The organism is Streptomyces sp. NPDC041129, assembly GCF_055592265.1.
Genome location: NZ_JBVIYV010000009.1, coordinates 355674 through 365915, shown reverse-complemented (window position 1 = coordinate 365915; position 10242 = coordinate 355674). Strand labels below are relative to the sequence as shown.

The following is a 10242-nucleotide window of genomic DNA, read 5'->3' as shown; positions in this document are numbered from 1 at the left end:
CGACTCTATCAGATCTTTTCTCGATCCGATTTCCTCGGTGCTTTCCAGGTTTCCGCTCTCGCGTTTCCCTTTCCGGCGGTTCCGACTTTATCAGAAGTTCTGAGCCGGATTTCCCACCCGATCCGTGGCAACCGTCGTCCAGCGCATGAAGCTCTGGGGTTCCCGCTCGGGCGGAGCCGTAAACGTACTGGAGCGGGGCGCCCCGATGCAAATCGAGGCGCCCCGCTCCTAGTTCACGCAGTCGGCGTGTCACACCTCGACGACGACCGGCAGGATCATCGGCCTGCGGCGGTAGGTGTCCGAGACCCACTTGCCCAGGGTGCGTCGGATCAGTTGCTGCAGCTGGTGCGGCTCCACAACACCGTCCTGGGCGGAGCGCTCCAGCACCTCAGTGATCTTCGGGACGACACCTGTGAAGGCCGAGTCCTCGATGCCGGAGCCACGGGCCTGGATGTGCGGGCCACCCGTGATCTTGCCGGTGGACGAGTCCACCACCACGAAGACCGAGATGATGCCCTCGTCACCGAGGATCTTGCGGTCCTTCAGGGCCGGCTCGCCCACATCGCCGACCGAGAGCCCGTCAACGTAGACGTACCCGGCCTGCACCTTGCCGGAGATCGTGGCCTTGCCCTCGACCAGGTCGACGACCACGCCGTCCTCGGCGATCACGATCCGGTCGTGCGGGACACCGGTCAACGCGCCCAGCTCGGCGTTGGCGCGCAGGTGGCGCCATTCGCCGTGGACCGGCATCAGGTTCCTCGGGCGGCAGATGTTGTAGAAGTACAGCAGCTCGCCCGCGGAGGCGTGGCCCGAGACGTGCACCTTGGCGTTGCCCTTGTGCACGACGTTGGCGCCCCAGCGGGTCAGGCCGTTGATCACGCGGTAGACCGCGTTCTCGTTGCCCGGGATGAGGGACGACGCCAGGATCACCGTGTCGCCCGGGACGATCCGGATCTGGTGGTCGCGGTTGGCCATCCGGGACAGGGCGGCCATCGGTTCGCCCTGGGAGCCCGTGCAGACCAGGACCACCTCGTGGTCCGGGAGGTCGTCGAGGGTCTTCACGTCCACGACCAGGCCCGGCGGGACCTTGAGGTAACCGAGGTCGCGGGCGATGCCCATGTTGCGGACCATCGAGCGGCCGACGAAGGCGACCCGGCGGCCGTACTCGTGGGCCGCGTCCAGGATCTGCTGGATGCGGTGGACGTGGCTGGCGAAACTCGCCACGATGATCCGTTTGCGGGCGCCGGCGAAGACCTGCCGCAGGACGTTGGAGATGTCGCGCTCGGGCGGGACGAAGCCCGGCACCTCGGCGTTCGTCGAGTCGGCGAGCAGGAGGTCGATGCCCTCCTCGCTGAGGCGGGCGAACGCGTGCAGGTCGGTGAGGCGGTTGTCCAGCGGGAGCTGGTCCATCTTGAAGTCGCCGGTGTGCACGGCCATGCCCGCGGGGGTGCGGATGGCGACCGCCAGGGCGTCCGGGATGGAGTGGTTGACCGCGATGAACTCGCAGTCGAAGGGGCCGATGCGCTCACGGTTCCCCTCCGCCACCTCGAGGGTGTACGGGCGGATCCGGTGTTCCTGGAGCTTGGCCTCGATGAGGGCGAGGGTCAGCTTGGAGCCGATCAGCGGGATGTCCGGCTTCTCGCGGAGCAGGTAGGGGACACCGCCGATGTGGTCCTCGTGACCGTGGGTGAGGACGATGCCCTCGATGTCGTCGAGGCGGTCCCGGATGGACGAGAAGTCCGGCAGGATCAGGTCGATTCCGGGCTGCTCCTCCTCGGGGAAGAGCACTCCGCAGTCGACGATCAGCAGGCGGCCGCCGTATTCGAAGACCGTCATGTTCCGGCCGATCTCGCCGAGACCGCCGAGCGGGGTGACACGCAGGCCGCCCTCGGGGAGCGACGGGGGCGGTCCGAGTTCAGGATGCGGATGACTCAAAAGACTCTCCTCACCACGCGCGCCACGTACCGGTCGGGCACGTGGCGCGCATGACGTTCGTGCAGAAGCAGTTGTCGTTGTGGGGTGCGGGCACCGGTGGCCCGCTATTCGATTGTCGATTCAGTTGTGAAGCTCGGGTGGTGCCAAGTCTGTTGTCAGAGCTGTACCCCGCCGGCGGCAAGATCGATCTTGAGCTGGGCGATCTCCTCGGGCGAGCACTCGACCATGGGTGCGCGCAGGGGGCCTGCGGGCAGCCCCTGCAGGGCGAGTGCGGCCTTGGTGGTCATGACGCCCTGGGTACGGAACATGCCGGTGTACACCGGGAGCAGCTTCTGGTGGATCTCCGTGGCCTTGACGACGTCGCCCGAGGTGTACGCGTCGACGAGGGCTCGCAGGTCGGGGGTGACGACGTGGCCGACGACGGAGACGAAGCCGACCGCGCCCACGGAGAGCAGCGGCAGGTTGAGCATGTCGTCACCGGAGTACCAGGCGAGACCGGACTGCGCGATGGCCCAGCCGGCGCGGCCGAGGTCGCCCTTGGCGTCCTTGTTGGCGACGATCCGCGGGTGCTCCGCGAGGCGGACCAGGGTCTCCGTGTTGATCGGGACCCCGCTGCGGCCGGGGATGTCGTAGAGCATGACCGGCAGGCCGGTGGTGTCCGCGATGGTCGTGAAGTGGCGGTACAGGCCCTCCTGAGGGGGCTTGTTGTAGTACGGCGTCACGACCAGCAGGCCGTGCGCGCCGGCGCGCTCCGCCTCGCGGGCCAGGTCGATGCTGTGGCGGGTGTCGTTGGTGCCGACTCCGGCCACGACGTGGGCGCGGTCGCCGACCGCTTCCACCACGGCTCGCACGAGGTCCGATTTCTCCGCGTCACTGGTGGTGGGGGACTCGCCGGTGGTCCCGTTGATGATCAGGCCGTCGTTGCCTGCGTCCACCAGGTGGGTGGCGAGCCGCTGCGCGCCGTCGAGGTCGAGTGCGCCGTCCGCCGTGAAGGGCGTGACCATGGCGGTGAGGACCCGCCCGAAGGGGGTCTGCGGAGTCGAGGTCGGAGCCATGGGTAACACGCTACTCGGTGCTCCAGGCGTGGTCTGCCCTTGGGGTGCCGGGCAAGTCACGACAAATAAGGAGCCCGGCACTGCCTGCTCGGGGGTTCAAGCAGTGCCGGGTCCGTTTGATCAGGCTAGATGAACTTCTCCGAATGCCGCAATACGGACACTTCGCCCGGCTGATCCGTACATCCGTTCCGCGTGAGGGAACACGGCTTCGTTTACGGAGCCACACGCCCGTTCGCGTTGAAGGCGGCATAGGTGAGCGGCATGAGCTTGGCCCACTCCGCCTCCATCAGCTCGCCGACCATCTCGATCTCCCGCTGCGGGAAGGACGGCACCTTGGCCAGCTCGTGCTGGGTGCGCAGACCGAGGAAGTGCATCAGGGAGCGGGCGTTGCAGGTGGCGTACATCGAGGAGAAGAGACCGACGGGGAGGGCGGCGCGGGCCACCTCGCGGGCGACGCCCTCGGCCAGGAGCTTCTGGTACGCCGAGTAGGCCTGCTCGTAGGACTCCTCGAGGGTGCTGCGCACGGCCTCCTGCTGGGACGGTGTGCCCTCGACGAAGACGTACTTCCCCGGGCGGCCCTCCTGGACCAGCTTGCGGTCCTCCCCGGGGACGTAGAAGACCGGCTGGAGCTCCCGGTAGCGGCCCGACTCCTCGTTGTAGGACCAGCCGACCCGGTGCCGCATGAACTCGCGGAAGACGAAGATCGGGGCGCTGATGAAGAAGGTCATCGAGTTGTGCTCGAACGGGCTGCCGTGCCGGTCGCGCATCAGGTAGTTGATCAGGCCCTTGGAGCGCTCCGGGTCCTTCTTCAGCTCGTCCAGCGACTGCTCGCCGACGGTGGAGACGCGGGCGGCGAAGAGGACGTCGGCGTCCGACGCGCTGGACTTCACCAGCTCGACGGTGACATCGCTGCGGAAAGTGAGCGACTCGGGGGTGGTCACGGAGGTCCTTCCATCACTTCTTGAGGTTCGCGCCCACTGTACGGGGCACCCCTGACAGTCCCGAACAGTGACCTTGCCACGCATTTTTTCGGACATGGGCACCTTTGGTGTCGCTGGAGCGTCTGTACCGGTGAGGCCTGATCGTTCGCCCCCGAAAGGAGCTGGACCCACGATGTTCCGCCGGCGTGAGCCCGTACCCTTCGCCTTCCTGGCCGAGACGGACAGGTTCCGCAGTAATGTCACTCCCCCGCCCCGTGAGCGGGCGTCGCTCGGCGAGCTGGCCGGACGCTGGCTGCTGGGCCTGACCCTCCTCGCCGGGCTAGTCGGGGCCCTGGTCCTCGGGATGCCGGCGCTGTCCACGCCGTCCGATGCGCCGGCCCAGCAGTCCCAGGCCTCGCAGGGGCACGCCCAGGGGCACTGACCCTTCCGGCCGCCCACGGGTGGTGGGCGGGAACCCGGCCGGATAGCCTCACCGGGCACAGCCCCAGCGAGGATCGAGTGAGGACCAGCCGTGCCCCTGCCCTTCCTGACGGCCGACCGCTCCTTCGACGCGGCTTCCGAGAGCCCGCTGCCGTACGACGACCGGGACCGCTGGCGGCGACCCTACCGGCCCGGGCCCTGGCGGGTGGGCGGTGCCGCCCTGGGACTGCTGCTCTCCTCGTTCGTGCTGTTCGGGGCGGTCCTCATCGCCCTGACCGACTCGGTGTCCGCCGCGGGTCTAGTCCTCACCCTGGCGCTGGCCGTCATCGCCTCCGCGCTGCGTGTGCTGCGCATGGGCGTGTGGGTGAGCGCGCGCGGACTGCGCCAGGTGGGCTTCCTGATGACACGAACGGTGCCCTGGCAGCGGGTGATCGCGGTACGGACGGCTCAGCAGCCGGTGCGCTGGCTGGGGCTGCCGCGCACCGTGCAGGGGCAGGCGCTGACGCTCGTGCGCAAGGACCGGGCCGTCGAGGACACGCCGCCGCTGCTGACCACGCACTCCCTGGACTTCCTGCACCGGCCCGCGGCCTTCGACCGGGCGGCGGACACGGTGGAGGCGTGGGCCGCGGAGTACGGGCGCGGCTGACCGCCCTCGGACCATGGCGAAGGGGCCGGACCACGTGTGCCGCGGTCCGGCCCCTTCCTCGTACCGGCTGGGCTGCCCCGCCCGGCTCACACCTGGACGGGCCTGCCGTCGTGCAGGGCGATGGCCCGCTGCATCGCCTTCCGGGCGCGCGGGGTGTCGCGGGCGTCGTGGTAGGCGACGGCGAGCCGGAACCAGCTGCGCCAGTCGTCCGGGGCCTCCTCCGTCTCGGCCTTGCGCCGGGCGAACACCTCGTCCGCCGAGTCGCGGTCGATGCGGCCGCTCGGGGTGCGCCGCAGCTCGTCGACGGGCAGGCCGCCCTCGGCCTCCAGTTCGGCGGCGAGCAGGTTGGCCCGGCGGACGAACTGGGTGTTCTTCCACAGGAACCACAGGCCGATGACCGGCAGGATCAGCACCGCCACCCCGAAGGTGACGGTCAGGAGCGTGCCGGTCTGGATGAGCATCACGCCGCGGCTGCCGACCAGGACGAAGTAGAAGACCAGGACGGCGGCCGTGACGAGGTAGGTGATCTTCGCGCGCATGATGTGTTCGGGCTCAGCTCAGGTCGAGGAAGTGTTCCAGGCCGAAGGTGAGGCCCGGAGTCGACACCACGCGGCGGGCACCGAGCAGGATGCCCGGCATGAAGCTGCTGTGGTGCAGGGAGTCGTGGCGGACGGTGAGGGTCTCGCCCTCGGCGCCGAGCAGCACCTCCTGGTGGGCCAGCAGGCCGCGCAGCCGGACGGAGTGCACGGGGACGCCGTCGACGTCGGCCCCGCGGGCGCCGTCCAGGGCGGTCACGGTGGCGTCCGGCGCCGGGGCCGAACCGGCCCGGCGGCGGGCCTCGGCGATGAGCTGGGCCGTGCGCGTGGCGGTCCCGGAGGGGGCGTCCACCTTGTTCGGGTGGTGCAGCTCGATGACCTCGACCGACTCGAAGTACGGGGCGGCGATCTGCGCGAACTTCATGGTGAGCACGGCACCGATGGAGAAGTTCGGCGCGATGAGCACGCCGGTCTGCGGGGACTGGGCGAGCCAGCCCGTCAGCTGCGCGAGGCGGTCCTCGGTCCAGCCCGTCGTACCGACGACCGCGTGGATGCCGTGGCGCACGCAGAAGTCGAGGTTGCCCATGACGGAGGCGGGCGTGGTGAGTTCGACGGCGACCTGGGCGCCGGTCTCCGCCAGGGTCTCCAGCCTGTCGCCCCGGCCGAGGGCGGCGACCAGCTCCATGTCCTCGGCGGCCTCGACCGCCCGTACCGCCTCGGACCCGATCCGGCCCTTGGCGCCGATTACCGCCACGCGCAGCTTGCTCATCTGTTGCTTCCTTACGGAGGTGATTAGGCGACGGCGTCGTGCAGCCGCGCGGCCTGCTTTTCCTTCAGCGGGCCGATGACCGACAGCGACGGGCGTTGGCCCAGGATGTCCCGGGCGACCGACCGGACCTCGTCCGGAGTGACCGCGGCTATCTTCGCCAGCATGTCGTCGACGGACATCTGCTCGCCCCAGCACAGCTCACTCTTGCCGATGCGGTTCATCAGCGCGCCGGTGTCCTCCATGCCCAGGACGGTGGAGCCCCGGAGCTGGCCGATGGCCCTGCCGATCTCGTCGTCGGAGAGGCCGTTCTGGGCGACCTGGTCGAGCTCGTCGCGGCAGATCCTCAGCACGTCGTGCACCTGGCTGGGCCGGCAGCCGGCGTACACACCGAACAGGCCGCAGTCGGCGAATCCCGAGGTGTACGAGTACACGCTGTAGGCGAGGCCGCGCTTCTCCCGGACCTCCTGGAAGAGACGGGAGGACATGCCGCCGCCGAGGGCGGTGTTGAGCACGCCCATGGCCCAGCGCCGGTCGTCGGCGCGGGCGAGGCCCGGCATGCCGAGGACGACGTGGGCCTGCTCGGTCTTGCGGGCGAGCAGTTCCACCTTGCCGCTCGTCCGGATCGAGCGGCGGCCGTCGCGCGGGGCGACGGGCTGTGCGCCGAGGTCCTTGAAGGCGTCCGCCTTCTCGAAGGCGGCGCGGACCTGCCGTACGACCTTGTTGTGGTCGATGTTGCCGGCGCAGGCGACCACGAGGTGGGTCGGGTCGTAGTGCTTCTTGTAGAAGCGGCGGATGCGGTCGGCGGTGAGGGCGTTGACCGTGTCGACGGTGCCGAGGACCGGGCGGCCGAGGGCGTTGTCACCGAACATGGTGTGCGCGAACAGGTCGTGCACACAGTCCCCCGGGTCGTCCTCGGTCATCGCGATCTCTTCGAGGATGGCGCCGCGCTCGACGTTGACGTCCTCCTCGAGGATCAGCGAGCCGGTCAGCATGTCGCACACGACGTCGATGGCGAGCGGGAGGTCGGTGTCGAGCACGCGCGCGTAGTAGCACGTGTACTCCTTGGCCGTGAACGCGTTCATCTCGCCGCCGACGGCGTCGATGGCGGCGGAGATGTCCAGCGCGCTGCGCTTGGCGGTGCCCTTGAAGAGCAGGTGCTCCAGGTAGTGCGTGGCGCCGTTCAGCGACGGGGTCTCGTCGCGGGAGCCCACGTGCGCCCAGATGCCGAAGGTGGCCGAGCGCACCGAGGGCAGGGTCTCGGTGACGATGCGCAGGCCGCCGGGGAGGGTGGTCTTGCGGACCGTGCCGATGCCGCCGGTGCCCTTGATGAGGGTTTGGGTACGGGCGACGGCCCGCGCCTCCGAAGAGGTGCGGGCCGTCGCCTTGGAGCCACGGGACGTCACTGGTCGGCGTCGTCCTTCTTCGTCTCGTCGCCTTCTTCGCCCTCGATCACCGGAATGAGGGACAGCTTGCCGCGGGAGTCGATCTCGGCGATCTCGACCTGGACCTTCTGGCCCACACCGAGGACGTCCTCGACGTTCTCCACGCGCTTGCCGCCGGCGAGCTTGCGGATCTGCGAGATGTGCAGCAGCCCGTCCTTGCCCGGGAGCAGCGACACGAACGCACCGAAGGTCGTCGTCTTCACGACGGTGCCCAGGTAGCGCTCGCCGACCTCCGGCATGGTCGGGTTGGCGATGCCGTTGATCGTGGCGCGGGCGGCCTCGGCGGCCGGGCCGTCGGCGGCACCGATGTAGATGGTGCCGTCGTCCTCGATCGTGATCTCGGCGCCGGTGTCCTCCTGGATCTGGTTGATCATCTTGCCCTTGGGGCCGATGACCTCACCGATCTTGTCCACGGGGATCTTGACGGTGATGATCCGCGGGGCGTTCGGGGACATCTCGTCCGGCGTGTCGATCGCTTCCATCATCACGTCGAGGATGTGGAGGCGGGCGTCGCGGGCCTGCTTGAGGGCCGCGGCCAGGACGGAGGCGGGAATGCCGTCCAGCTTGGTGTCGAGCTGGAGGGCGGTCACGAACTCCTTGGTGCCGGCGACCTTGAAGTCCATGTCGCCGAAGGCGTCCTCCGCACCGAGGATGTCGGTGAGGGCGACGTAGTGCGTCTGGCCGTCGATCTCCTGGGAGATCAGACCCATGGCGATACCGGCGACGGGGGCCTTGAGCGGCACACCGGCGTTCAGCAGCGACATGGTGGAGGCGCAGACCGAGCCCATGGACGTCGAGCCGTTGGAGCCGAGGGCCTCGGACACCTGACGGATCGCGTAGGGGAACTCCTCGCGGGTCGGCAGGACCGGCACGATCGCGCGCTCGGCGAGCGCGCCGTGGCCGATCTCGCGGCGCTTCGGGGAGCCGACGCGGCCCGTCTCACCGACGGAGTACGGCGGGAAGTTGTAGTTGTGCATGTAGCGCTTGCGGGTCACCGGCGAGAGGGTGTCCAGCTGCTGCTCCATGCGGAGCATGTTCAGGGTGGTGACGCCCAGGATCTGGGTCTCGCCACGCTCGAACAGCGCCGAACCGTGGACCCGCGGGATGGCCTCGACCTCGGCGGCCAGCGTACGGATGTCCGTGACGCCACGGCCGTCGATGCGGACCTTGTCCTTGATGACGCGCTCGCGGACCAGCTTCTTGGTCAGCGCGCGGTACGCGGCGGAGATCTCCTTCTCGCGGCCCTCGAACTGCGGGAGGAGCTTCTCGGCGGCGATGTCCTTGACGCGGTCGAGCTCGGCCTCGCGGTCCTGCTTGCCGGCGATGGTGAGCGCCTGGGCGAGCTCGCTCTTGACCGCGGCGGTCAGGGCCTCGAGGACGTCGTCCTCGTAGTCCAGGAAGATCGGGAACTCGGCGGTCGGCTTGGCGGCCTTCGCGGCGAGGTCCGACTGCGCCTTGCACAGGACCTTGATGAAGGGCTTCGCGGCCTCGAGGCCGGCGGCCACGACCTCCTCGGTCGGCGCCTCGGCGCCGCCCTTGACCAGCTGGATGGTCTTGTCGGTGGCCTCGGCCTCGACCATCATGATCGCGACGTCGCCGTCCTCCAGGACGCGACCGGCGACGACCATGTCGAAGACGGCGTCCTCGAGCTCGGTGTGCGTCGGGAACGCGACCCACTGGCCGTTGATCAGCGCGACGCGGACGCCGCCGACCGGGCCGGAGAAGGGCAGACCGGCCAGCTGGGTGGACGCGGAGGCGGCGTTGATCGCCACGACGTCGTACAGGTGGTCGGGGTTGAGCGCCATGATCGTGGCGACGACCTGGATCTCGTTGCGAAGGCCCTTCTTGAAGGACGGACGCAGCGGACGGTCGATGAGACGGCAGGTGAGGACGGCGTCCTCGGAGGGACGGCCCTCGCGGCGGAAGAAGCTGCCGGGGATCTTGCCCGCGGCGTACATGCGCTCCTCGACGTCCACCGTCAGGGGGAAGAAGTCGAGCTGGTCCTTGGGCTTCTTGGAAGCGCTGGTGGCCGACAGCACCATGGTGTCGTCGTCCAGGTACGCGACGGCGGAGCCGGCGGCCTGCTTGGCCAGGCGGCCCGTCTCGAAGCGGATGGTGCGGGTGCCGAAGGCGCCATTGTCGATGACGGCCTCGGCGTAGTGGGTCTCGTTCTCCACTAGCGTTTTCTCCTCGTCTTCGTCCCTCGCCGCCCGTGTGGCAGGGGGACGTTTGTGGAGAGGCGCTCCGTCTGGTGCGGGCCGGTCTTCGATCGAAGCACCCGGGGCTCACTTCCCCCCCGGGGGCCACTACCGAGGACCGGCGGCGGCGAGGTGCGCTTCTCCTCGTTCTGTTTTGTACGGGTTCTGCCGTACGTGTTCCGTGTCGTGCGTACTGCGTTGTGCTACCACACTACAAAGCGGGTGTGACACCACGCACGTTCCGCACGTACGGCAAAGGGAGCGGCCCCCGAGTCCTTTCGGGAACCGCTCCCTTCACGG

General features: G+C 69.1%; 9 protein-coding genes. 2 read left to right on the top strand and 7 right to left on the bottom strand.

Features of this window, described 5'->3' with window-relative positions:
* Window positions 1-249: 249 nt before the first annotated feature.
* The 3 genes from ACZ6B1_RS27300 to thyX form a co-directional block, all read right to left on the bottom strand.
* On the bottom strand, window positions 250-1935 hold the full coding sequence (locus ACZ6B1_RS27300; protein WP_468782571.1) for a ribonuclease J: 1686 nt from the start codon (window positions 1933-1935) through the stop codon (window positions 250-252).
* A gap of 155 nt (window positions 1936-2090) precedes the next feature.
* On the bottom strand, window positions 2091-2990 hold the full coding sequence (gene dapA, locus ACZ6B1_RS27295) for a 4-hydroxy-tetrahydrodipicolinate synthase (RefSeq protein WP_468782569.1): 900 nt from the start codon (window positions 2988-2990) through the stop codon (window positions 2091-2093).
* A gap of 212 nt (window positions 2991-3202) precedes the next feature.
* Entirely contained in the window at window positions 3203-3931 is a 729-nt protein-coding gene (thyX, locus tag ACZ6B1_RS27290) for an FAD-dependent thymidylate synthase (protein ID WP_468782567.1), read from the bottom strand.
* Between the two features lie 172 nt (window positions 3932-4103).
* Here thyX and ACZ6B1_RS27285 point away from each other — a divergent pair, with 172 nt between their 5' ends.
* Together ACZ6B1_RS27285 and ACZ6B1_RS27280 are read left to right on the top strand one after the other, a co-directional pair.
* Window positions 4104-4352, top strand: coding sequence for a hypothetical protein (locus tag ACZ6B1_RS27285; RefSeq protein ID WP_468782565.1), 249 nt, complete (start codon window positions 4104-4106; stop codon window positions 4350-4352).
* 90 nt (window positions 4353-4442) lie between these two features.
* Entirely contained in the window at window positions 4443-4997 is a 555-nt protein-coding gene (locus ACZ6B1_RS27280) for a hypothetical protein (RefSeq protein ID WP_468782563.1), read from the top strand.
* Between the two features lie 86 nt (window positions 4998-5083).
* Here the strand turns inward: ACZ6B1_RS27280 and ACZ6B1_RS27275 are convergent, their stop codons facing one another.
* The 4 genes from ACZ6B1_RS27275 to ACZ6B1_RS27260 are packed head-to-tail and all read right to left on the bottom strand — an operon-like array spanning window position 5084 to window position 9921.
* On the bottom strand, window positions 5084-5536 hold the full coding sequence (locus ACZ6B1_RS27275; protein WP_468782561.1) for a hypothetical protein: 453 nt from the start codon (window positions 5534-5536) through the stop codon (window positions 5084-5086).
* Between the two features lie 13 nt (window positions 5537-5549).
* A complete protein-coding gene (gene dapB / locus ACZ6B1_RS27270) occupies window positions 5550-6302 on the bottom strand; it encodes a 4-hydroxy-tetrahydrodipicolinate reductase (protein ID WP_468782560.1) in 753 nt (250 codons plus the stop codon).
* Between the two features lie 23 nt (window positions 6303-6325).
* Complete coding sequence (locus tag ACZ6B1_RS27265; protein ID WP_468782558.1) at window positions 6326-7705, bottom strand: M16 family metallopeptidase; 1380 nt, start codon at window positions 7703-7705, stop codon at window positions 6326-6328.
* Window positions 7702-9921, bottom strand: coding sequence for a polyribonucleotide nucleotidyltransferase (locus ACZ6B1_RS27260; RefSeq protein WP_468782556.1), 2220 nt, complete (start codon window positions 9919-9921; stop codon window positions 7702-7704). The genes ACZ6B1_RS27265 and ACZ6B1_RS27260 overlap by 4 nt, the downstream gene beginning before the upstream one ends.
* Between the last annotated feature and the right edge of the window lie 321 nt (window positions 9922-10242).

Excerpts from the sequence above, each read along its gene's own strand:
- dapB (WP_468782560.1), bottom strand. The coding sequence starts at position 6,302 with ATGAGCAAGCTGCGCGTGGCGGTAATCGGCGCCAAGGGCCGGATCGGG.
- dapA (WP_468782569.1), bottom strand. The coding sequence starts at position 2,990 with ATGGCTCCGACCTCGACTCCGCAGACCCCCTTCGGGCGGGTCCTCACC.
- ACZ6B1_RS27275 (WP_468782561.1), bottom strand. The coding sequence starts at position 5,536 with ATGCGCGCGAAGATCACCTACCTCGTCACGGCCGCCGTCCTGGTCTTC.
- ACZ6B1_RS27285 (WP_468782565.1), top strand. The coding sequence starts at position 4,104 with ATGTTCCGCCGGCGTGAGCCCGTACCCTTCGCCTTCCTGGCCGAGACG.